We start from the raw sequence: 22,678 nt of genomic DNA on the forward strand, positions 1-22,678 counted from the left end.
CCTGTGTGTGGATAAGGCTGTGGACTCTGTTGATTCCACCCCTGTTAGCAACGGATCCACGATCATCCGCACAGCCTGTGGACGAACCGGTGCACAACTCGGAGTTTCCTCGAGGACTCCACAAGAATTCCTCGAGGAGTCCACAGGGCATAAAAAAGCACCGCCCCAGGTCAGGGGCGGTGCCGAGGTTGTTAGTACCGGTCAGCGCGAACGCTGTTTAATCCGGGCTGTTAGTTCTTGTACTTGGTCGTACACGCGACGCCGCTCGGTCATCTCCTTGCGCACTTTTTTCTCCGCGTACATGACCGTGGTGTGGTCGCGACCGAAGGCCTGGCCGATCTTGGGTAGCGATAGATCCGTTAGTTCCCGGCATAGATACATGGCGATCTGCCGGGCCTGGGCCAGCGGCCGGGCCTTACCCGGCCCGGTCAGCTCCTCGAGCGTGGTGTTGAAGTATTCGGCGGTCACGGCCATGATCGTCGCCGCGTTGATCTCCAGCGTCGCGGTATCCGGCATGAGATCGCGCAGTACGACCTCGGCCAACGGCAGATCCAGCGGTTGGCCGTTCAGCGAGGCGAAGGCCGTCACCCGAATCAGCGCACCCTCCAGCTCGCGGATATTGCGCTCGACCCGACTGGCGATCAGTTCCAGCACGTCGTGCGGCACGTCGAGCCGGTCCATCCGCGCCTTCTTGCGCAGAATCGCGATGCGCGTCTCCAACTCCGGCGGCTGCACATCGGTGATCAGGCCCCATTCGAACCGGGTCCGCAGCCGCTCCTCCAGCGTGGCGAGCTGCTTGGGCGGCCGATCGGAGGACACCACGATCTGCTTATTGGCGTTGTGCAGGGTGTTGAAGGTGTGGAAGAACTCCTCCTGGATGCCTTCCTTGCCCTCGATGAACTGGATGTCGTCGACCAGCAGAATGTCGGTCTCGCGGTAGCGGCGCTTGAATGCCACCTTGCGGTCGTCCCGCAGGCTGTTGATGAAGTCGTTGGTGAATTCCTCGGTCGATACGTACTTCACCCGCATACCGGGGAACAGCCGCTGGGCATAGTGTCCGGCCGCGTGCAGCAGATGGGTCTTGCCGAGACCCGAGGCGCCCCAGACGAACAGCGGGTTGTAGGCGCGCGCGGGCGCCTCCGCGATCGCGACCGCCGCGGCGTGCGCGAAGCGATTGGACGCGCCGATGACGAAGGTCTCGAAGGTGTATTTGGCATTCAGGCTCGCCGAGGAATTCGACGGCGCCGGATTCTCCTGCGACTTGGTGAAGTAGGTCGGCCACGAATTGCGAACATTGACGACGGGTTCGTCGTCGTGCGAGTTGTCCGAGATCGGCTCGCGGACCGATTCGTGCGCGGCTGCGATGGCCGGATCGGTGCCCGGCCGGGATTCCCGTGCGGATGCCGGCTCCCGCATCGGCGCGCGACCCTGGGCCCGCGCCGGTTCCGGTGTCGGCTCCGGATTGAACAGTGACTCCTGTCCGGGCGGCACCGAATCGCGTCGCGGTGGGAGTCCGGATTCGCGGCGGTGCCCGGGCGGCTCCTGCCGTTCGCCATTGGTCTGGCCCGGATAGTCGCCGCGGCTCGGGTATTTGTCGGTCGGGTACTCCCCGGCCACTTCGTATCCGGGCACCGGCAGGTATTCGGGCGCGCCCGCGTATTCGGGTGCAGGCTCATAGCCGGGTGCCGCCGAGTACTCCGGTCCGGCCGAGTATTCGGGCGCCGCCGGGTAGTCGTTGGGCTGTGCATAACGCGGCGGGGCGTAGTCGTTGCGTCCGGGATAGTCGGGGGCGGGATAGCCCGCCGGACCGCGACCGCTGTCGCGGCCACGCTCGGGCCGACTCGTCATGCGCGCGTGACGCGGATTATTGCCGGGGCGTTCGGTCGGCTGCGTCGCCGGCGCCGCGATCCGGACGCCGAGGCCCTCGACCTGCGGACCGAGACGACGGCCGAGTGAGCGCAGAATGGGTTCGCGCAGATCGCGTTCGATGGCCTCCTGGGCCAACGACGATGGCACCGAGAGCAAGGCGAACCCCTGCGCCACGGTCAGCGGCTTGACCAGTTTGAGCCAGGCCTGCTGTGCCCGGGACACCGGCGGGATGGCACCATCGGCCGAGCCGGTGGTGAGTTCGGCGACCACCTCCGGCCACACCGTGGCCAACACGTTCTGCTCGTCGTCCAATGCAGTTTCCTCCCCGGAAGTAGGCGATAGGAGCAGACGGTCGGAGCCTGCGGAGTATCGGCCGTGGCTGAGTCGATGTTGTGATTCCGCGTACGTGCGTAACCGGTTCGGACGCTGCCCGGGTCCCCCATCCGGGCGGCGGCGTGGCACCGTCGGCCCTACGAATATGCCACTCCAGGGGTCTTTCCACACAATTATCCACAGATGTGGAGAACCCTGGGGAAATGTGAAACGAGGTTGCGCTCCGCCGCTGTACGGCCTGGACCTGCGGTTCTGCAGCAATCTTCTGGCTACGTACCCTAGTCGGCGCGTCGGCCGACGGCTAGGGGTGTGGACGAACTCACGGTTATACCCAGGATGCGTGACTCCGGTGCAGCGCTCCAGTGCGGGCCAGGGGACAGGTGGGCCGAGTTTGACCCGCACTTTGCCGATCAGTACCCTCGTACAGTCACCCCTTGGTGCGGTGGCGGTCCTGTGCTGACCGTGTCAGGTCGTATCGACCTCGTGCGCCAGGACCGACGCGCATCGATGATGACCACCTCGCGATTCATCGCGCAAAGACGTATCACCGACAAGCTTTGGGCGCCGCACGGCGCCCACCTACTCGAGGAGTGTTGACCGTGGCCAAGGGCAAGCGGACGTTCCAGCCGAACAACCGTCGTCGGGCGCGGGTCCACGGCTTCCGTCTCCGGATGCGCACCCGCGCTGGTCGCGCGATTGTTTCCGCGCGTCGCGGCAAGGGCCGCAAATCCCTCACTGCTTGATCCTCGCTCTCGGACGCTCGGGTGCTGCCTGAGCCGTATCGGTTGCATCATCGTGCCGACTTCTCCCGGACGGTGCGCCGCGGCCAGCGAATCGGGAGGCGAGATCTGGTCGTACACGCGCTCGTGCGCGGGTATGACGGAACTGTGGGCGCGAGTGGACGACGAAGCGATGCGGCTGAGGCCGGATCGTTGGTCCGCGTGGGCGGTCCACGGTTCGGATTGATTGTCAGCAAGGCGGTGGGCAACGCGGTGATTCGACACCGCGTCGCCCGCCGCCTGCGTCATATGTGCGGTCAGGTGATCGCCGAGTTGCCCGCCGATGCCGACATCGTGATCCGCGCATTGCCCGGCGCCGCGACCGCCGACGCGACGGAGTTGCTCCGCCAGCTGCGTGGCGCGCTGCGCAAGCTCGATATCGTCCGCCCATCGGCTACCGTGGCCGGTGCGGGATGAGTGCGCGCTCCACCGTTGCTCGGCTACCCGCGAACACGGTGATCTTCCTGATCGAGCTCTACCGGACGTATGTCTCCCCCATGCGCCTGCCGGTGTGCCGTTTCACCCCGACCTGTAGCGAGTACGCGGTGACCGCGTTACGCACCCGCGGCCTGTTCATAGGTCTCGGATTGACGGTCGTGCGATTGGCGAAATGCGCACCCTGGCACCCTGGTGGGTGGGATCCCGTTCCGGAGCGAAAAACACGCGAACGGAACGAGTCAGCCGCCGACCAGCAGGCGTCGGCGCCACACGCTTGTAAAGGATCACCGCGCGCGGTGATCGGCGATACGAACGACGGGAGTGCATAGAGCCGTGCTCGACTTCATTTATTATCCGGTGTCCTGGATCCTCTGGTTCTGGCATCGGGTCTTCGGGTTCGCGTTCGGCGCGGACAACGGACTCACCTGGGCACTGGCCGTGGTGTTCCTGGTGTTCACGCTGCGCGTGCTGCTGTACAAGCCGTTCGTCAAACAGGTTCGCACCACCAAGCAGATGCAGGAGCTGCAGCCCCAGATCAAGGAGCTGCAGAAGAAGTACAAGAACGATCGCCAGAAGATGGCGACCGAGATGCAGAAGCTGCAGAAGGATCACGGCTTCAACCCGTTGATGGGCTGCCTGCCGATCCTGGCGCAGGTGCCGGTCTTCCTCGGTCTGTTCCATGTGCTGCGCTCGTTCAACCGCACCGGCACCGGAATCGGCCAGCTCGGCATGTCGGCTTACGACAATGCGCACACGCCGAACTACGTCTTCAGCGCCGCCGATGTCCAGTCCTTCCTGAGCGCCCGCATCTTCGGCGCCCCGATCTCCGCCTTCATCACCAGCCCGCCGAGCCAGCTGCAGGCCTTCGCCGATTACGGCGGTGTGCCGACCAAGCTGAGCATCGCGCTGGTCTCCATCCCGCTGATGGTGATCGCCGGTCTGGCGACGCATTTCAACGCGCGCGCTTCGGTTGCCCGGCAGAGTCCAGAGGCTGCGGCCAACCCGCAGTCGGCCATGATGAACAAGCTCGCGCTGTGGGTGTTCCCGCTCGGCGTGCTGGTCGGTGGCCCGTTCCTGCCGATCGCCATCCTGCTCTACTGGGTGTCCAATAACATCTGGACCTACGGACAGCAGCACCTCGTCTTCGGCCGCATGGCGAAGGAAGAGGAAATCAAGAAGCAGCAGAAGCTGGATCAGCGCGCACAGAACGCGCCGAAGCCTGGTGCGAAACCGGTCAACGTGAAGAAGAAACAGTCGTCCTCCGACGCGACGTCCGTCGATGCGGATGCCGATGCCGCCGTGGATGCGGTTGATGCGCCGCCGTCGACGAACGGCACCGCGAAGTCCCCGACCAAGGCGGGACAGCGGCGCTCGGGCGGGCAGAAGCGACCGGGCAATCGTGGGCGACCCAACCAGAAGCGACGGCGCTGACACATCGCGCGCCTGCGGGATCTCTGAGCAACCCTGTTCGCGTTCTCCGATCGGCGCCGGTCGCCGGTCGCGCGCGATGAGCAGATGAAGGAAATCAAATGACTGTTGAAACCGACGGAGGGGACGCCACTGTGGCGACGACGACGATGGTGAACGGCGAAACCGAAGTGGGGGCCGAATCCACCGAGGCCGCGAACGACGCCGAGGAAGCTCTCATCGAAGAGGGCGAAATCGCGGGCGACTACCTCGAGCAGTTGCTCGATGTACTCGACTTCGACGGCGATATCGATCTCGATGTCGAGGGCGACCGCGCCATCGTGAGCATCGACGGCGGACGCGATCTCTCGAAATTGGTCGGCCGCAACGGCGAGGTGCTCGACGCACTGCAGGAGCTGACCCGTCTGGCCGTGCAGCAGGCCACCGGGGTGCGCAGTCGGCTCATGCTCGATGTTGCCGGCTGGCGCGCCAAGCGTCGCTCGGAGTTGAGTGCACTCGGCACCGCCGCCGCGCAACGGGTGCTGGAATCCGGTAAGCCGGAGCCGCTGGTGCCAATGACGCCGTTCGAGCGGAAGATCGTGCATGACGCCGTCGCCGCCGTCGACGGTGTCAGCAGCGAGAGCGAGGGCGTGGAGCCCAATCGGCACGTTGTTGTGGTGCCTGCCTGAATCGCGCGCTGTGATTGGATTAGGGCCTTCGGTCTTCGGACCGGAGGCCCTCTTTATGTCTTGCATGCGCTCCCCTACCCCGGCCCCATCGCCACACTGATCGACTCGAGTTCGGAAGGATGTTTCACGTGGAACGAGATCTCGGTGGCATCACCGCGTTGCCGAATGAGCTGGAGCCCCCGGCCGCGGCCGCGGTGGTTTTCGGAGACCGGTTGGATCTCGCGCGTCGGTACTGTGCCGCCCTCGCCGCCGCGGGTGTCGAGCGCGGACTGATCGGTCCCCGCGAGGTGCCGAGGCTATGGGATCGGCACATTCTCAACTGTGCGGTGGTCGGTGAGTTGATGGCGGAGGGCACCACCGTGGTCGATATCGGCAGCGGCGCCGGACTGCCCGGAATCCCCTTGGCGATCGCGCGCCCAGATCTCCGGATCACCTTGGTCGAGCCGCTGTTGCGCCGCACCATCTTTCTGAGCGAATTCATCGAGGCGGCCGGACTCGATGTAACCGTGGTGCGCGGTCGGGCCGAGCAGTCGGGCGTGCTGAAGGAAGCGGGCGGCGCGGATGCGGTGACCTCTCGCGCGGTCGCCCCGCTGGCGAAGCTGGCACAGTGGTCCCTCCCCCTGTTGCGCGATCACGGACGGATGCTCGCGCTGAAGGGAGTCAGCGCGGCCGAGGAACTCGAGCGCGACGGTGAGGCTTTGGCGAAGGCGGGCGCGGGGAATGCGACCGTCCTGGAATGCGGCGCCGGACTCGTCTCCACCCCCACTCTGGTGATCAGCGCCGAGCGGCTGCCGCGTGCCGAGCGTCCCTCGCGTCGAGCGGGCAGGTCGGCGCGGAAGTCGAAGTAGCAGTATTCGATTCGCGGCGATGTTTCATGTGAAACAAGGCGTCTGGCCGTACGTAGCACGGCAGGCTTCGACCCGAAACTTCACGTGACGTTTTGAATCTGGTGTCACCGGATGGGGAAATCAATGATCCCCATTGCGCGAGGCTCATTGGACGCGAGAGCGCCCGGCGTGAGATGCCGCGGCGCGGTGGGGTATCCGATGTTTCATGTGAAACAGAACTTCGGTGTCGGTCCGGAACTTCATGTTTCATGTGAAACGGTGAATCGGATGCGTCAATCTTGTTCGCGGCAATGTGATTCGGTGCAGATTTGCGTGTCCTTTGCGCGATGCCGCGATTCAGCTTTCTAATCGCGCTGAGTGCTGGCAAGCTAGTGAGCGTCGGGCGTGAGCGTTGGTGCCGCGGACGGATGTGGGTTTGTCGCAGCGGCGAGAGCTCCGCTCGGTCGATCGGGCGCCGCGGTCCCGATTGAGCATCAAGTTCGATCCGACACAGCTAGTGATGACACGGCGCCGAATTCGGTCGGGCGCATGTGATCTGAGGTTCTCGCGTTAGGAGCTGTCTATGTCGAGCGGTCCGGCGAATGTTTCACGGGAAACAACGTCGCGCGTGCCGGGGATGCTGGACTCCAGCACCTTGGATGCGGAGGCATTCGGAAGCACACCGTTCGGGCACATCTCCCCCAGTGAGACCCCGATAGCGGCCGAAGCCCAACGTGCAAGCCAGATATTGCATCCAGGAAAGGTGACAGTGCCGAAACCGCACGAGCAACGGATCATCACCATCGCCAATCAGAAGGGTGGCGTCGGAAAGACGACAACCGCCGTGAATCTCGCGGCCGCCCTGGCGCACACCGGGATGACGGTTCTCGTGATAGACCTCGATCCCCAAGGCAATGCCAGCACCGCCCTGGGTATCGAACATCACTCGGGTGTCCCGTCGAGCTATGAACTCCTCATCGGCGAGGTGTCGGTGAAGGATGCGATTCAGCAGAGCCCGCACAGCGAGCGCCTGCTGTGCATTCCGGCGACCATCGATCTGGCCGGCGCCGAGATCGAATTGGTTTCCATGGTGGCGAGGGAGGGACGGCTCAAGGCCGCGATTCAGGAGGCCAATATTGCCGGGTACGACATCGATTACGTGATGATCGACTGCCCACCGTCGCTCGGTCTGCTCACAGTCAACGCGATGGTCGCGGCCAAGGAAGTACTGATCCCGATCCAATGCGAGTACTACGCGCTGGAGGGTGTCGGGCAGCTACTCCGCAATATCGGTCTGGTGCAGGCGCATCTGAATCCCGAACTACATGTGTCGACCGTGATCCTCACGATGTACGACGGCCGGACCAAGTTGGCCGACCAGGTCGCCGAGGAGGTGCGCGGGCACTTCGGCGATGTGGTGCTGAAGTCGGTCATCCCCCGCAGCGTGAAGGTCTCCGAGGCGCCGGGCTACGGCATGACGGTGCTGGATTATGATCCAGGCTCCCGGGGTGCGATGAGTTATCTGGACGCCGGTCGCGAGATGGCCTCCCGGTCGGTGATCCGGCCGGGTGCGGCAGAGCCCGCGTAATGACGAACGAGGAAAGGGTCGGTAACCGATGACTCAGGCGAAGAAGGGCGGGCTAGGCCGCGGACTTGCCGCGTTGATTCCGACGGGGCCGGCCGCCACACCGGGACTCGGTGCCGCACCCGGACTCGGTAGCGCCGCAGCCAATGTCGTCATCGGCATCGATCCGATCGGACCGCAACCGGCTTCGGCCTTCCTGCACCGGGTCCCCGACCCCAGCGATGAGCAGCTGTCGGATGGCGGTGCGTCCTATCGCGAGATTCCGCCGGAGCAGATCGAACCGAATCCCAAGCAGCCGCGCCACGTCTTCGAGGAAGAGGCGCTCGCCGAGCTGGTGCACTCCATCAAGGAATTCGGCCTGATGCAGCCCATCGTGGTGCGTCGGTTGGAGCCGGGGGTGGACAAGTATCAGATCGTCATGGGTGAGCGTCGTTGGCGCGCTTGCCAAGAGGCCGGGCTCGCGGCGATTCCAGCCATTGTCCGCGAGACCGCGGACGACGCGATGCTGCGGGACGCCCTCTTGGAGAACATCCATCGGGTGCAGCTGAACCCGCTCGAAGAGGCGGCGGCCTATCAGCAGCTGCTCGAGGAATTCGATGTCACCCATGAGGAATTGGCTACCCGAATCGGTCGATCCCGACCGGTGGTGACGAATATGATTCGCCTGTTGAAACTGCCGATCCCGGTGCAGCGCCGGGTCGCGGCCGGCGTACTGTCCGCCGGACACGCTCGGGCGCTGCTCGGTCTCGAGGCAGGCGCCGACGCCCAAGAGGTACTCGCCGCCCGCATCGTGGCCGAGGGATTGTCGGTCCGGGCCACCGAGGAAGCCGTCACCTTGGCGAACCGGGATCCGGATACGGCCGCTCCTCCTGCCCCCCGGCGCAAGCCGATTCATATGCCGGGTCTGCAGGATGTGGCCGAGCGACTGTCGGAATCCTTCGACACTCGCGTCACCGTGAGCCTCGGCAAGCGGAAGGGCAAGATCGTCGTCGAATTCGGTTCGGTCGAAGACCTCGAACGCATCGTAGGCATGATGGAGCAGCAGCAGCTCGGCAAGTGACAGAAGTGGCAAAAATAGCCGTGTGTTTCCGGTAGGCACGTGTTCAGCGTTGAAACGTCACTGTGACGGCGCAGAAAATCGGCCTACGGAGGGGCTCCTTACCAACAGCACAGCGACGTGGAATGAGGCGGGTTCGCTTTGATCGCATATTCTTGCTGGCGAGTGAATGCAGCGTGAGTGTGGATGAATCGGATAGCTGGAGGCTGAGCAGAGCGGTGTCGACCAGCGTCACAGCATTAACCCTCGGTGGACTCGACAGGCTACCCGCCCATGCGCGGCGTTGCGTGTTCTGGGAGATCGATCCGGCTGTTGCCGCGACCTCCCGTGAGTTCAGTGATCCGGTCTTCGAGAAGGAGGCCTGGCTTTCCACGGTTATGTTGGAGTGGGGTTCGTGCGGTCAGGTCGCGAACGTGGACGGCAACATAGCGGGGTGTGCGCTGTACTCGCCGCCGAGCGCCGTACCGCGCGCCGGCCTGTTCCCCACATCGCCGGTTAGCCCGGATGCGGTCCTGCTGACCACGCTGCGGTCCGAATTCCCGTATCAGGATGCCGACATAGCCCACCGCCTCATGACGGCTGTGGTGGCCGATCTGGTGCGTCGTGGCGTACGCGCGTTGGAGGCCTTCGGGATTCGCACCGATCCCCCGGCGACCGCGATGTCGGATCGTTCGCTCGGCTCGATGCGGTTGATGGAGCGGATCGGTTCACCGGTCCGGGATGCGGCCTCGGCCGGTAAGGCGACCGGATGTTCGCCGGAGACCTGCATGATCGAGGCGGACTTCCTGGAGGACGTCGGTTTCGAAGTGGTGGCGCCGCACCACCGCTTCCCCCGGCTGCGCTTGGAACTCGACTCTGATCACGGCTGGAAGGAAGATGTGGAGCGCGCGCTCGATCAGCTGCTCGCCGCCGCCTCCCTGACGGTCCCCTTCCGCGTCGGAGCACCCTGAGACTCCGCATTCAGCAATGTGCGCCCCTGCCGACGGTCGGCAGGGGCGCACTCGTATCGGAAGTATCTTTTGTTGTTCGTAATCTAGTGAGCCAGAAGGTAATTCACTACATCCGGTTGGCCGCGGCCAACTCCTCCGCCAGCAATTCGGCGAAAGTGTATGTGCCTGTTGGCTGATCGTCCTGGCCGAGCAGATACAGCCGCTTCACCGAGATGAGGATGGCCTCGGCGATCACATCGCGCATCCGAGGGTTGGTGAGTACCGACGCATCGTATTCGTTTGTGAGATAACCGATATCGACCTGGACGGTCGGCATCTTGGTGAGCCGCAATAGATCCCAGGTGCGCGCGTGAGTTCGGCAGTCCTGCAACGAGGTTCGCGCAACCACCTCACGCTGGATGAAGCCGGCGAGTACCTGGCCGATCATCGATACCGAACCGTGCGAATTGCCGAAGTGGAAGCCCGCGACACCGTTGGCGGACGGGCTCGGATTGGTCGCGCAGCGTAGCGAGATCATCAGATCGGCGTCGAAGGCATTGGAGGTATCCGCGCGCTCGGCATCGGTCGGATTGGCGCCCCACGGCCGCGACAGGAAGGTTTCCATGCCGGTGGCGGCCATTCGGCCCTCCAGCCTGCTGGCCAGATCCCAGAGGATCTCCGACTCGTAGACCTCGCCGTATTCGGTCGGTACCGCGAAGCCCTTGTCCGGGCCGCCGAGGCCCGGATCGATGACGATCCGCTTCCCGGTCAACTGCGGCCCGGCCCGGTGCACGACCTCTTCCTCGGCGATCCGATGCGGATTGCCGCCGGTGACGCGCGCGCCGAGCAGTTCCAGCGAGCGCAGCGTATCCGGACCGCAGATGCCGTCCGCCGCCAAGCCGATCTCCCGCTGGAATGCGGTGAGCGCCTCATGGGTGTGCGGGCCGAAGTAGCCGTCGACGCGGTGCACGTAGAAACCGAGATCCTGTAGCCGGCGCTGCAGGGTTGCCACATCGTCGCCGTAGAGCGGCGCGGAGAGCTGGTAGATCAATGTGCGGGCACCGAGGCGATAGGAGGCTTCCTTCAGCGCGCGGTAGGTAGCCGGTCCGACGACCCCGTCGACCAGCAGTCCGCGGTGCTGTTGAAAGGCGCGAACCGCCGAGTCGAGCTGGCGATCGAAGGAAGCGTCGGTGTCCATCCAATACTCTCGCGCATCAGCGTGTCCTGTTGCGGCGGAGTGCGTATGCAGAAACCCGAGACTTGCCAGGGTGCTCCGAACCTCGGCGACGGCTGGACCGGTATCGCCGTGACGAAGTCGGTGCATGCGTGAGAGCCCTTTCCTTCCGTCAACCCGGGTACCCACTCATGCGACGGCTCACACCCTCGCACGACCGGAGGTCGGTCGATTGTCTCAGACCCGGACCGGAATACGACAATTCCCGGCGTCCAGGCATCCTACGGCGCGTCGTCGATTGACGGCGTTCTTTGACGAATACGTCAGATGATGCCGTCGAGTTCACGCAGCAGGGCGGCTTTGCCCTTCGCTCCGACGATCTGCTTGACCGGCTTGCCACCGGAGAACAGCATCATAGTTGGCAACGAGAGGATCTGATAATCGCGGGCGACGCCCGGATTGGCATCCACATCCAGCTTGGCCACGGTCAGCTTATCCGCATGCGCGCCCGCGATCTCCTCCAGCACCGGGGCGACCATTTTGCACGGACCGCACCAGTCGGCCCAGAAGTCGACGAGTACCGGCTTCTCACTGAGCAACACATCGTCGGCGAAGGACGCGTCGGTCACGGTGACCGTGTTTTGGGACATGGGTATCTCCTTGTAGTGCAAAAAAAGTGATGAGATCAGTTGGCGGGCACGGCAACTGAGTTGCCGGCGTGATCCAGGGTGTTCGAGGTGATGTCACCCTGTTCGGCCAGCCAGCGCTCGGCGTCGATCGCGGCGCGGCAGCCGGTCCCCGCGGCGGTAATGGCCTGGCGGTAGGTGTGGTCGACCAGATCGCCCGCGGCGAAGACACCGGGCACCGCGGTAGCGGTCGACGGATGCAGCACCTGCACGTAGCCCTCGTCGTCCAGTTCCACCTGATCCTTGACCAGCTCGCTGCGCGGATCGTGACCGATCGCCACGAACAGGCCGGTCGCGGCCAGTTCGGAGGTCTCGCCGGTGCGGGTATCGCGCAGTGTCAGGCTGGTCACGCTGGTATCACCGTTGACCGCGGTGACCTCGGCGTTGAGCACGAACTTGATCTTCTCGTTGGCCTTGGCGCGCTCCAGCATGATGCGCGAGGCGCGGAATTCCTCGCGGCGGTGCACGATGGTCACGGTGCTGGCGAACTTGGTGAGGAAGGTCGCTTCCTCCATCGCCGAGTCGCCACCGCCGACCACGACGATGTCTTGGCCCTTGAAGAAGAAGCCGTCGCAGGTGGCGCAGGCGCTGACACCGCGGCCGAGCAGCTTCTGCTCACCGGGGACGTTCAGATAGCGCGCGGCCGAGCCCATCGCGAGGATTACGGCGTAGGCCTGGTACGTCTCATCGCCGACGGTGACCGTCTTGATCGGGCCGGTCAGGTCGATGGCGTCCACATCCTCGGTCCGGATATCGGCGCCGAATCGCTTGGCCTGTTCGCGCATCTCCTCCATCAGATCCGGGCCCATGATGCCGGCGCGGAAACCGGGGAAGTTTTCGACCTCGGTGGTGGTCATCAGTGCGCCGCCGAACTGGGTGCCCTCGAACAGCAGGGGCTGGAGTTCGGCGCGGGCTGCGTAGACGGCGGCGGTATAGCCGGCGGGTCCGGAGCCGACGATGATCAAGTCGCGAACTGCGTTGCTCATGCCTCCGCCTCGCTGGCGCTCGGCTCCACCATGACCAACAGGTTGGCTGTGTTGATTGTTCGCTCGCTGCGCTCGCTCACGGGTGACCCTTCCGAGGGAGATTCGTTAGACGTGTCGGTCAACAACAGGGTAAACGGTGTTGTTCCCGACGTGATGTGGGACAACCGCACGACGTGACGTCGCCCACTCGTCAACCGATGTCGGTGCGAGCCAACTGTTGCGGATCGTCGGTGCCGCAACCGATTCCGACGACCAGTGCGGTGATCTTGTGCGGGCGCGGGCCGGCGAGCAGTATCAGCACGGCGTCCTTGCCCTGGAAGGTGGTGTCGGTCGAACCGAGGACGGTGCGGTCCAGGCCGTTGGCGTGGACGCAGCGGTTCAGGGCCGCCGGGGTGCCGAGTGCGCCGGTGACGTCATTGCGACCGAGGGCGCTCAATGCGACGGTGGCGTCGAGTCCGTCACCGAGTTGGACATTGCTGGTGGTCGGTTGGGCGCTCGGGGCAACCTCGTGCCCACGCAATGCGTCCACCGCGACCGCGACGCAGGCCACGACCGCGATCACGGCGGCCGCGGCGGCGAGCCAGCGGAGTGTGCGTGTGCCGTGTCGCGTCAGCGGGATGGCAGCCTCGCGCCCGGAATCCTTTGCGTCATCGGCGGATTCGGGCCACACCACAACCGGCGATTCCGGCCGTGTGGTGGCCGAGGGCAGCCGAAGGACGGTTGCGACCTGCTCGGTGGGCTCCTCCGCCACATCGAGGCCTTCGACGAACTCCTCCAGCCGGGCCGCGATATCGGCGGGCATGGCGTGGATGACGCGCTCGTCCCGGCCGAGTGCGCGCAATTCGGCGCTGACATCGTCGAGCGAGTTCAGGAACCGCAGGGCGTCCGGATCATTGCGGACCACCGGCCACAGCTGCTCGCTCAGCTCCGGCGCCACATTGTCGGCGTGTAGATCGGCTAGCAGTTCGGGTGAGAACGGAGGCTGCGGATCGGATCGGGTCGCCATCGCACCTCCGGATTCTCGAGTAGATGCCCGCCCGCACGTCGCGGGCGGCGCTGCCTGTACATCGTCTTGTTGTCCGTCACTATTAATGACGCATCTCGACTACTTCCGGTTCCCCGGATCACGCAGAAATTCCAAACGTTCTTGGAGCCGCTGTCGGCCGCGTGCGCATCGGCTTTTGATGGTGCCCTCCGGAACGCCGAGCAGCGCCGCGGTTTCCGCGACACTACGCCCCTCCAGTTCCACTGCGACAAGCGCCGCCCGCTGCTCCTCCGGCAGCGTGAACAGCGCACGGTCGACGACGAGTGACATTTCCAGTTCAGCGATATTGTCGCGGGTGTCCTTGGGTTCCGGCATGGTCTCCGGCGACAGCGATACCGCGCGACGGGTCTTATTGCGCCGGATGCGGTCCAGGCAGGCGTTCACCACGATGGCGTGCAGCCAGCTGCGCACCTCGGCCTCGGCGCGGAAGGTGGCGGCGGTGCGGTGTGCCGAGAGCAGAGCGTCCTGCAGCGAATCCGCCGCGTCCTCGCGGGTATAGGAGGTGCGCAGGGCGGTCTGCCAGAGGTGGTCGTTATGGCGGCGCAACAGTTCGGCGAAGGCATGCCGCTGACCGCGCACGTGGGCTTGCAGCAGTTCGACATCGGTGAGCTCGTCGGGGACGAACGAACGCTCGCGGAACGCAACAGGCCGCGACTTTCCCCCGTGGGAATCCTCGTTCAGTTCGGACGGCAAAACCAACCCCTTGGACAGCTCTCACGGCGATGACGGACACGAGCGACCACCATCGAAATTTCGCAGCATCCAGGATCGAACAACCAGAACCCGGGGAGCTCCCCCTGAGTGAGAGCGCGGCTAGATCATATCGTCAGTAAAGAATTGGCAGCAACCAGACCAGTCGAGGCTGAATTGTGCGGTGCGCCCGGGGAAATCGACACCGGCGGGCGGAGCGAGCGTAGTCCAGCGACAGCACGGGGCGGACACGTGCGGCGAGAGACAGAGCTGAGCGGCGCTTACGGCGCGGCGTCGAAGCGCAGGTCGGCGATCGACGTCTGGAACTGGCCACCGGAATTGCCGAGTCCGGTGATCCATACGAGCACATAGCGGGCCGCCTGATCGCTGCGGACCGGGATTTCGGTGATGCCGTTCTCTAGTCGCGCCGAGCCGATCAGCTGGGTCTGGTCCAGCGTCGGCGAAGACGTCGGGGAGGTGCGGATCTCGACCGAGGTGCCCGCACTCGGCGATTCGATCGAGACGCTCGTCAGCTTGGCCGGACTCGGCAGGGTGGCCAGCAGCCCGACGCCCTTCTTGAGCGCCGGGAACTGCTGGAAGTACTGATCGGTGCGCCAGACGGTGCCCGGATCGTGATCGAGCACCGCACCGGTTCCGCTGACATTGTCCGGTGTGCCCTCCGGGGAGAACACCGACACGCTCGTCACCGGAACCGGCACCCCGCCCGCGGCCGTCCCCGTCGTACCACCGGAGGTGGGCGCGGGGGCGGGTGAACTGTTCGTGGTGAGACCGATATTGCGCTGCTCGTTGAGCGGTGCGTCCGAGGCGGTCGGCGCGAAGACGCTGACCATCCACCAGATGATGATGCCGACCACGAGTGCGGCCAGAATGCCGAGCCCGACCATGATCCACATCATCCGCTGCGAGCGTTCTCGTTCCGCCGCAAGCAATTCCGGATCGGCCAGCGATTCCTCGTCGCCGGTCGGCGGACGCTGACCGAGGCGGAGCACCGGGATGAAATCGGTCTTCTGATCGACCACCGAGGCCTGTTCGAGCACATGCTGCACGGTCGCAGCGGTGCGCACGCCCTTATTCGATTCCAGCGAACGGACCGCGACCGCCGAGATCTCGAACGGCACCTCGGGCCGGATCTGCCGCGGTTCGACGGGGGTGCCGTCGGAACCGAAATCGGCCAGCCGCAAACCGCCCACCGTCGCTGCCGTGCCGGTCATGCCACCGGCACGGATCGGCCAGCGTGCGGTGATCAGCGCGTAGAGCATGGCGCCGAGGCCGCGCACATCGGATTGCGCGTCGGAATCGGACAGCGTGCCCGGGAACGCGAGCACCGCATCACCGGTGGCACTGATCCGGACCCGGTCCGGATGGTCGATGGACAGCGAGCCGCCGCCGCGATGGGCCAGTTCGGCGGCCGAGGCCAAAGCCCGGATAGCACGAGCGGCACCGATCGGCGACGGCACCGTCTCGGCCATTTCGCGCAGCGAACGGCCCGGCGTCCATTCGGCCACCACAATGCCGCCGGAGCTGCCGCGCACCACATCTAGTACGCGAGCCAGGCCCGGCGAGTTGATCCGGCCCAGACGCAGCGTGCGCGACAGGATCGCCTGCGGACCGTCGTGACCGGAGTTGTCGGTCGCCTTCTGATCGGCGTCGACGAAGGTGAGCGCGACCTCGCGGTCGAGCTTGATATCGAGCGCCTGCCAGAACTTGAGTCCGCGGGATCCGCCGTGACTCGCGAGCAGCCGGTAGCGGCCGCCCGCTACGGAAGCGCCCGGAATCAGCTTGGGGCCGCGCGGCGTTCTTCGACCCGCGTCGTCCATCGGCGGTAGCTGCGGCGGGATCGGGATCATCCCGGTGTCGTACATCGGATCGCGCTGCGGGGCCTCCCGCGGTTGCTCACCGGATCCGGTCGCCGAATCGTGCTCCGGCGGACCGTTATCGGCACCCTGATTCGCGTATGCGGGATCAGAGGCCTCCCCGGTGGGCGGAACATCTGTGGAGAGCCCGCCTGCCTTGGTCGCAGCAGATTCGGCGGCTGGGACGCCGCCCGGCGCCGCGTCGTCGCTCACCCTCGTTCCTCCTTCGCCCTGATATGTCGAAGTTCCGGCGAACTCGCCACCTGTGCTTCTCTGCCGAACAGGGTACGGGAACTCACCCATACCGGTGCTGTCAACGGTATGAGCTCGGATCACGGGTAGCACCATGGTTTGGGCATCCATGTACGGGTCGAAACCAGGGTATGCCACATACGGCTCGGGCCGTCGGAATACCTGTGTCGTGTACTCGTCTTCGACCGGGCCCTCGAGATCGAGATCGGGGGCGGGCGGGGTGAAGCCGAGGCGCCGGGAGACGGCGACGGTGATCGCGACGATCTCCGGGATACCGGCCAGGCGCATCAGCCCGAAGGCGACCGCGAACATCACAATGGCCGATACGATCACCCGGATCAGCGAGCCGGGTCCGCCGGAGAGACGGTCGAGTCCGAGCACCTTGTCGACGATGAGCATGACCGCGCCACCCGCGATCGAGGACAGCAGGACGCGGGTAACCGTGCGTCCGACATTGACCATGCGCAGATCGCCGAGGCTCTGGTGCAGCAGATAGCCGCCGATGACGGCACCGGCCAGGAAGCCGAGTCCGGTCGCGACACCGAGGATTTTCACGACCTGACCGCTGTCGCTCGCCAGCGCAGGCGCGAGTGCCGAGAACAGGATCTTGATCGTCGTGATAGCGAGGATGATCCAGGTCGGCGTCCACGCCTGCTCCCTCGCGTAGAAAACACGCAGATGGATGAGCACCAGGGAGTACGGAATCAGTGTGAAGGCCGACCAGCTCACCGCCTCGCCGAGGCGCGCGGCGTCGCCGGTGAACCGTGCATAGCCGAACAGCGCCTCGCCGACCTGCGGTCCGGCCAGCGTCAGGAAGGTGACCACCGGAACGAGGGCGATCATCGTCAAACGGGTCGCGACGGACAGATCGTCCACGACGGCAGGAGTGTCATCCGCGGCCGCGTTGCGGCTCAGCCGCGGCATGATCGCGGTGAGCAGTGTGACACCGAGTACGCCGTAGGGCAGCTGGAGCAGCAGCCAGGCATTGGTATAGATCGCCGGGCCTGCCTCATCGGCCGTCGAGGCGATGTGGTTCGAGACGATCAGACCGATCTGGCTGATCACCACGTACAGGATGATGGCCGAACCCATCTTGCCGAACTGCTTGAGTCGCGCGTCGACACCCCACAGCGGCCGCAGATCGATCTGATTGCGCTTGATCGCGGGCAGCAGGCTCAGCGCCTGGGTGGCCACACCGAGGGTGATGCCGCCGCCGAGGACCAGCAGTTTCGGATCGCTCATCCGGACCGGATCCAGGGTGATCTCGCCCGGCGTCAGGGCGTAGAGACCGAGCACGACCAGCACGACGAGGTTGTTCAACACCGGCGCCCAGGCCCCGGGTTTGAAGTTCTGGCGGGTATTCAGGATTGCCGTCAACAGTGCCGACATGCCGTAGAACAGGATGGCGGGCACCAACAGATAGGTCAGCGCCGTGGTCAGTTCCGTATTGACCTTGCCGTCCGAGGAGACGAAGACGCGGGTCGCCAGCAACGGCGTCGCCGCCGCGGCGAAGAGCGTGGCCGCGGCGAGCACCGCGAAGGCAGCGGTGACCAGCCTGCGGACGAATGCGACGCCCCCGTCGTCGTCCTCCTGTTCGGCCCGCACCAGCGTCGGCACCACCATCGCGGTCAAGACCGCGCCGAGGACGAGCTCGGTGATCATATTCGGGATCAGGTTGGCCGAGGTGTAGGCACTCGCGACGGCCGGGCCGAGCGCGGTCAACAGCAATAGCTGTTTGCCGAAGCCGGTGACGCGGCTGATCAGGGTGGCGATCGCGATCGATCCGGAGTCGCGCAGCAGACGCGAGCTCGCGTTCTGTTTGGTTTCGGTGGCGACCGGGCCCGATGCGGGTGCGGCGGGCCATTCCTGGGTCCGTGGCCTGGCCGCTTCCCGGGGAACGGGACGTTGCGGCTGTTCCACCGGTTGCCGCCGTTCGACGGGTGGCTGACGCTCTACCGGTCGCTGTCGTTCGACGGGTGGCTGACGCTCTACCGGTCGCTGTCGTTCGATCGGAGGCTGCCGCGTCGCCGAGGGCTGTGGCGGTGCCGGGGGCTGTGGTGGCGGTGTCTGATAGCTCGGTCGCGGTGCCTGGTAGTTCGGCGGCGGCGCGAAACGCTGGGGCGGGACCCGAGGCGGTGCGCCCGACGGTCCCGGTTGACCAGGCGGCATCTGCTGACCGGGTGGTATCGGCCGCGGCCGGGCCGGACCGGGCTGCTGTGGCGGCGCCGGGTATTGCCGCTGCCCAGGATGTGACTGCTGACCCGGATGCGGCCGGGGTTCGGGATATTGCTGCGGTTCCGGATATTGCGGAGGACGGGGTACCGGCCGCTGCTGCGGCCGGGGTTGCCTGGGCACTGCGCCGGAGGGCGGTGCCATCGGTCCGGTCGGCGGCTGCGAGACGCGGGGTGTCGGGCGCGGCGGCGGCACCGGTCGCTGCGGCTGACCCGGACGACTCACCTGCGGTACGCGCGGCGAACCGCCGAAACGTTCATCGGGAGTCATCTCCGCGTCCTCCGGTTCTGCCGGTGGCTGCGCCAGTTGCCGTTCCCAGGGTGCCGAAGGCGCCCGGCGGGCCGGGGGTCCGTCGGGCCGATCAACAGGTGGTTGCCGATGAGCGGATAGATCATCGTCGCTCATCGTGCCTCCTGCGCCATGCAATCCCCCGCCGCCGGGCCGATGACGCCCAGGGTGTTACGCGATTGTCCTCCACGATGCCATGAGTGGTGCGGGGTCGGTACCGATCAGAGGTTTCGACGGCAACCGAGCACGAGTGAGGTGTCCTCGTCCTCATCCCGCCTCCTGCTGCTCCTGCTGCTGTAATACGCGCCTGCGCGCCCGTCGGTACCTGTTCACCCGGCGTCGGGTGCCCGGATCGAAACCCTCGTCGGCCGGATCCGGCTGTCCGCGGAACCGACGCCACAACCGGCGCCCGGCCAACAGGAACAGCAGTATTCCGGCACACGCCGTAATTATTGCCAAGGTCTGACCGTAAGCGTTCGAACGCACCGAGACCGAGGTGGGATTGCCGAGTGGGACGCCGTCGGACGTGGTAAGGGAGATCGGAATGACCAGATTACGGCTATCGGTGACCTCGGTCGGGATCTGGAACGACCGGCTTCCGGTGGGCGGCAGCGTCTCCTCGCCGGGATCGGTGATCTTCGTCTCCGTCGGCGCCTCGATCCGGAACCGGACCCGGATAGCGACCGGCAGATCGTTGCGTGCGACCAATAGCAACGGGCTCTGCTCGGAGGCCAAGGTGTAAACCCCGCCGGGCGGCAGCACGGTGACCGAACCGTAGAGCCGGTCCAGTGTGCGTGTCGTCTGGTCGAGTCGGCGCTGGGCGTAGGTGTCCGGCTGTGCGGAATCGCCGGAGCGCCGGTCCGAGAGGGTCAGGACGCGTAGCAGATCGTCGCGCAGCGGGGTCAGATACTGATTCGGCGTCGGCTCGGTCTCGGGAACCTCGACGAGCGAACGCATGAGATCGGTGATCCGGCGGCCTTGGTCGCGGACCGGAAGCACGAAGCGGTCCGGAACCGCGTCATGGGCGGCCTGCGGCAGATAGTCGGGTTCGTGGGGCTGCGCGTCGGGCGATTCGGCGACCAGCTCGGCGAGCGTGCGCGGGGTCGCGAGGTTGTTGTGCAGCAGCAGGTCGACCTGCTTCAGGATCGCGGTGGCCTCGTCCCGGTTCGCGCTCCACTGCTGCGGCGGCACCAGCAGCAGTGAGCGCGGGCGGCTCGGGTCCGGGTTCAGCGCGGACCAGGTGATGGCGCCGAGCGCATCCTGCAGGCGGGCCATCCGGGAGTCGTTGGTGACGTCGTAGCGGACGCGTGCGGGGGTGAACGACGGGGTGGGCGGGTTGGAGCCGACGGCGGCGAGGGCGGTCGCGGACCAGATATCGAAGGTCGCCGCGTGCAATGCCGGATCGGCGGACGGGGTCTGGGTGCCGGAGGGTGCCGCATTCGTCGTCGGGGCGGATGTGCTCGGTGGCGCGCTGGTCTGCGGTTCCGGTGTCGACTCCGGCGTGACGGGCAGCGGGGCGATCTCGGCGAGCCGGACCACATCCGGCGTGCTCGTCTCCGGCAGCGGCTGACTCGAGGTGGTCTGGTTGGTGGTGCTCTGATTACCGGTGCCGCCGCGTCCGGTGGTGATCGGCTGCGAATCCGTCGAGGTACCGGCGGTGCCGAGCGAGACGGCAGCGTTATCGGCCAGTACGGCGGTCCCGAAACCGTGGCCGCGCAACAACATTCCCGCACTCTCATCGATACTGCCGGAATCCGGCACGCTGACCCCGCGCACCGATTTGGTGGCCAGGATCGAATCGACGATATCGGCGGGGTCGTTCAACGCTCGCGTGGACAGTTCGGGATCGTCGACCGCGGCCAGTGCCGTGATATCGACCTGCGCGAACGGCAGCGCGACCGTACAGGTCGATGCGGCGACCGCGCGCAAACGGTCCAACCAGGTCTGGGCCTGATCGGCGCCGGCGCCCGCCCTGGTCGCACCGTCCGGATCGGAAGGGCTGGCCAGCACGCGATAACCCTTGGTCATCATCTGTGCGGTGATCAGCAGATCGGGATCGATCGCGATGCAGACCGCCGAGTTCAGCGTGCGATCGCGACTGGGCGGGTTGGTGCCCAGCACCGATTCCAAGGCTCCGAGCAATTGGTCCAGACGCCCGCCCTTGCCCAGCGATGCGGCCAATTCGTCGTCGGTGAGCTCGGCCTTCCCATTGAGCGGGCCGGTGACACCGGCGACCAGCCGAGGGCGGTCGGCCAGCGGCCACAGCAGTGTCGTCGCCACCGGGGTATCGGGCGCGGCGGGCACCGGCGAGCTGATATCGACTGCGGGCGGTACACCCAGCACCGGGAGCAGGAACCGCGCGTCGTCGAGGCGGGCCTGGGTGCCGTAGGCCGGTTCCCCGTTGACATTCAGCAGCAGCGGATAGACGCCGGGCTTGGTGATATCGAGCGCGGCCGTACCGCCGCTGGAGCGCAACGCGATGCTGATCGTGAACTGTTTGCGCTGGCCGGGGCTCAAACGGTCGGCGATATCTTCGAACGGACCGGTCACGTCGTAGTTGACCTGGTCCAAGCGCAGGGTCGAGCGCAGCGCGCTCGGTGCCGACACCGCGGCGGCGCGTTGGATGCGGACGCTGATGTCCTCCACCACCCGATCGCCGATATTGGTGACCGTGCCCGCGACCGTCAGTGTCGGATCGCTGGTGGTGGTCACCGCGGACGGATTCACCGAATCCAGGGTCAGCTTCAGGAATTTCGGCGACGACGAACTATTCGGCGTCGTCGGCTGGGCGGCGGCGGGCTGGGCGAGCAGTACCGGAACCGCCGTCGCTGAGCCGAGAATGGTCAGGACCGCCGCGATGATCCGGAACAGGGCCACCCGTCGCCCGACTACCACCCCCCACGGAATCGCTGCGCGATGCCGGAAAGTCTGGGTCATCTCTTGCCGGTCTCCATCCGGTCGATCATCCGGTTCGCCACTTCGGCGAGGCGCCGCTCATCGGCATAGGCGAGCCGAGAATCCAATTCGCTCAACGGAACCCACGCCACCTGCGTGACCTCGACGTCGGCATCGGAGAGCTCACCACCGATGGAGCGCAGCAGATAATGATGCACGGTCTTGTGTACCCGGCGACCCTCGGTAACGAACCAGTAATCGATGCTGCCGAGTTCGGCGACCACTATCCCATTGATTCCGGTCTCCTCGGCGACCTCCCGGATCGCGGTCTGCTCGGGTGTCTCCCCTTCTTCGATATGTCCCTTGGGCAGCGACCACAGCAGTCTGCCACGCCGATCGGTCCGCCCGATGAGCGCTGCACTGCGTTTATCGCTCGGCCCGTCCAACCCGTCGACGACGAGTCCACCCGCCGAGGTTTCCCGTACCGTGCGCATGCGTGGTTTCGCCCCGTTGGCGGCCGAACCGCGGCGCCGGGGCTGGCGGCGTCGACTGTTCGCGCGATCGGCCGGAGACACCACGCAATCCTACTGTGCTGAATTGCCGCGCCTTCGGCGCGGCGGGTCGGCGGTTCTGTTGTTGGCCG

At 65.8% G+C, this 22,678-nt stretch carries 18 protein-coding genes; 9 read left to right on the forward strand and 9 right to left on the reverse strand.

Annotated features, from left to right (window positions below):
* Nucleotides 1–201 precede the first annotated feature (201 nt).
* A complete protein-coding gene (dnaA, locus tag OIE68_RS32605; protein WP_327094810.1) occupies nucleotides 202–2,181 on the reverse strand; it encodes a chromosomal replication initiator protein DnaA in 1,980 nt (659 codons plus the stop codon).
* A 620-nt stretch (nucleotides 2,182–2,801) separates the two neighbouring features.
* Here dnaA and rpmH point away from each other — a divergent pair.
* The 9 genes from rpmH (at nucleotide 2,802) to OIE68_RS32650 (ending at nucleotide 9,934) form a co-directional block, all read left to right on the forward strand.
* Nucleotides 2,802–2,945, forward strand: coding sequence for a 50S ribosomal protein L34 (gene rpmH, locus OIE68_RS32610; RefSeq protein WP_083898281.1), 144 nt, complete (start codon nucleotides 2,802–2,804; stop codon nucleotides 2,943–2,945).
* Nucleotides 2,946–2,966: 21 nt separating this feature from the next.
* Nucleotides 2,967–3,398 carry a ribonuclease P protein component gene (rnpA, locus tag OIE68_RS32615; RefSeq protein WP_327094811.1) on the forward strand — a complete coding sequence of 144 codons (432 nt, stop codon included), beginning with the start codon at nucleotides 2,967–2,969 and terminating at the stop codon, nucleotides 3,396–3,398.
* The gene (gene yidD, locus OIE68_RS32620; protein WP_040697799.1) at nucleotides 3,395–3,748 is read left to right on the forward strand and encodes a membrane protein insertion efficiency factor YidD; all 354 of its coding nucleotides are present in this window, start codon (nucleotides 3,395–3,397) and stop codon (nucleotides 3,746–3,748) included. Before rnpA ends, yidD begins: the two co-directional genes overlap by 4 nt.
* A 4-nt stretch (nucleotides 3,749–3,752) precedes the next feature.
* Nucleotides 3,753–4,850, forward strand: a complete 1,098-nt coding sequence (yidC, locus tag OIE68_RS32625) for a membrane protein insertase YidC (protein ID WP_327094812.1) — start codon at nucleotides 3,753–3,755, stop codon at nucleotides 4,848–4,850.
* A 98-nt stretch (nucleotides 4,851–4,948) separates the two neighbouring features.
* A complete protein-coding gene (locus tag OIE68_RS32630; RefSeq protein WP_419150594.1) occupies nucleotides 4,949–5,515 on the forward strand; it encodes a protein jag in 567 nt (188 codons plus the stop codon).
* Between the two features lie 119 nt (nucleotides 5,516–5,634).
* The gene (gene rsmG / locus OIE68_RS32635) at nucleotides 5,635–6,363 is read left to right on the forward strand and encodes a 16S rRNA (guanine(527)-N(7))-methyltransferase RsmG (protein WP_327094813.1); all 729 of its coding nucleotides are present in this window, start codon (nucleotides 5,635–5,637) and stop codon (nucleotides 6,361–6,363) included.
* A 616-nt stretch (nucleotides 6,364–6,979) separates the two neighbouring features.
* Nucleotides 6,980–7,930: a ParA family protein gene (locus tag OIE68_RS32640; protein ID WP_419150825.1), complete on the forward strand. Its 951-nt coding sequence runs from the start codon at nucleotides 6,980–6,982 to the stop codon at nucleotides 7,928–7,930.
* Between the two features lie 28 nt (nucleotides 7,931–7,958).
* On the forward strand, nucleotides 7,959–8,987 hold the full coding sequence (locus tag OIE68_RS32645; RefSeq protein WP_327094815.1) for a ParB/RepB/Spo0J family partition protein: 1,029 nt from the start codon (nucleotides 7,959–7,961) through the stop codon (nucleotides 8,985–8,987).
* Between the two features lie 215 nt (nucleotides 8,988–9,202).
* Entirely contained in the window at nucleotides 9,203–9,934 is a 732-nt protein-coding gene (locus tag OIE68_RS32650) for a GNAT family N-acetyltransferase (protein ID WP_327094816.1), read from the forward strand.
* Nucleotides 9,935–10,040: 106 nt separating this feature from the next.
* Here OIE68_RS32650 and OIE68_RS32655 read toward each other — a convergent pair whose 3' ends face one another.
* From OIE68_RS32655 to OIE68_RS32690, 8 genes are all read right to left on the reverse strand, one after another.
* The gene (locus OIE68_RS32655; protein ID WP_327094817.1) at nucleotides 10,041–11,237 is read right to left on the reverse strand and encodes an N-acetylmuramoyl-L-alanine amidase; all 1,197 of its coding nucleotides are present in this window, start codon (nucleotides 11,235–11,237) and stop codon (nucleotides 10,041–10,043) included.
* A 173-nt stretch (nucleotides 11,238–11,410) separates the two neighbouring features.
* Nucleotides 11,411–11,737 (reverse strand): thioredoxin, encoded by a 327-nt coding sequence (gene trxA / locus OIE68_RS32660; protein WP_327094818.1) that lies wholly within the window; start codon nucleotides 11,735–11,737, stop codon nucleotides 11,411–11,413.
* A gap of 35 nt (nucleotides 11,738–11,772) precedes the next feature.
* A complete protein-coding gene (gene trxB / locus OIE68_RS32665) occupies nucleotides 11,773–12,759 on the reverse strand; it encodes a thioredoxin-disulfide reductase (protein ID WP_327094819.1) in 987 nt (328 codons plus the stop codon).
* A 190-nt stretch (nucleotides 12,760–12,949) separates the two neighbouring features.
* Nucleotides 12,950–13,765, reverse strand: coding sequence for a hypothetical protein (locus OIE68_RS32670; protein WP_327094820.1), 816 nt, complete (start codon nucleotides 13,763–13,765; stop codon nucleotides 12,950–12,952).
* 99 nt (nucleotides 13,766–13,864) lie between these two features.
* Nucleotides 13,865–14,398: an RNA polymerase sigma factor SigM gene (gene sigM, locus OIE68_RS32675; protein WP_419150826.1), complete on the reverse strand. Its 534-nt coding sequence runs from the start codon at nucleotides 14,396–14,398 to the stop codon at nucleotides 13,865–13,867.
* A gap of 377 nt (nucleotides 14,399–14,775) precedes the next feature.
* Complete coding sequence (locus OIE68_RS32680; protein WP_419150595.1) at nucleotides 14,776–18,540, reverse strand: murein biosynthesis integral membrane protein MurJ; 3,765 nt, start codon at nucleotides 18,538–18,540, stop codon at nucleotides 14,776–14,778.
* Between the two features lie 867 nt (nucleotides 18,541–19,407).
* Nucleotides 19,408–22,077: a DUF6049 family protein gene (locus tag OIE68_RS32685; protein WP_327094822.1), complete on the reverse strand. Its 2,670-nt coding sequence runs from the start codon at nucleotides 22,075–22,077 to the stop codon at nucleotides 19,408–19,410.
* A complete protein-coding gene (locus tag OIE68_RS32690; protein WP_327094823.1) occupies nucleotides 22,074–22,610 on the reverse strand; it encodes an NUDIX hydrolase in 537 nt (178 codons plus the stop codon). The genes OIE68_RS32685 and OIE68_RS32690 overlap by 4 nt, the downstream gene beginning before the upstream one ends.
* Nucleotides 22,611–22,678 lie beyond the last annotated feature (68 nt).

Origin of the sequence: Nocardia vinacea, from assembly GCF_035920345.1 — a bacterium.
Taxonomy (GTDB): domain Bacteria; phylum Actinomycetota; class Actinomycetes; order Mycobacteriales; family Mycobacteriaceae; genus Nocardia; species Nocardia vinacea_A.

Coding starts and splice junctions, on each gene's coding strand:
- yidD (WP_040697799.1), top strand. CDS start 3,395: ATGAGTGCGCGCTCCACCGTTGCTCGGCTACCCGCGAACACGGTGATC.
- OIE68_RS32630 (WP_419150594.1), top strand. CDS start 4,949: ATGACTGTTGAAACCGACGGAGGGGACGCCACTGTGGCGACGACGACG.
- rsmG (WP_327094813.1), top strand. CDS start 5,635: ATGTTTCACGTGGAACGAGATCTCGGTGGCATCACCGCGTTGCCGAAT.
- OIE68_RS32640 (WP_419150825.1), top strand. CDS start 6,980: ATGCTGGACTCCAGCACCTTGGATGCGGAGGCATTCGGAAGCACACCG.
- OIE68_RS32645 (WP_327094815.1), top strand. CDS start 7,959: ATGACTCAGGCGAAGAAGGGCGGGCTAGGCCGCGGACTTGCCGCGTTG.
- OIE68_RS32655 (WP_327094817.1), bottom strand. CDS start 11,237: ATGCACCGACTTCGTCACGGCGATACCGGTCCAGCCGTCGCCGAGGTT.
- trxA (WP_327094818.1), bottom strand. CDS start 11,737: ATGTCCCAAAACACGGTCACCGTGACCGACGCGTCCTTCGCCGACGAT.
- trxB (WP_327094819.1), bottom strand. CDS start 12,759: ATGAGCAACGCAGTTCGCGACTTGATCATCGTCGGCTCCGGACCCGCC.
- OIE68_RS32670 (WP_327094820.1), bottom strand. CDS start 13,765: ATGGCGACCCGATCCGATCCGCAGCCTCCGTTCTCACCCGAACTGCTA.
- OIE68_RS32685 (WP_327094822.1), bottom strand. CDS start 22,077: ATGACCCAGACTTTCCGGCATCGCGCAGCGATTCCGTGGGGGGTGGTA.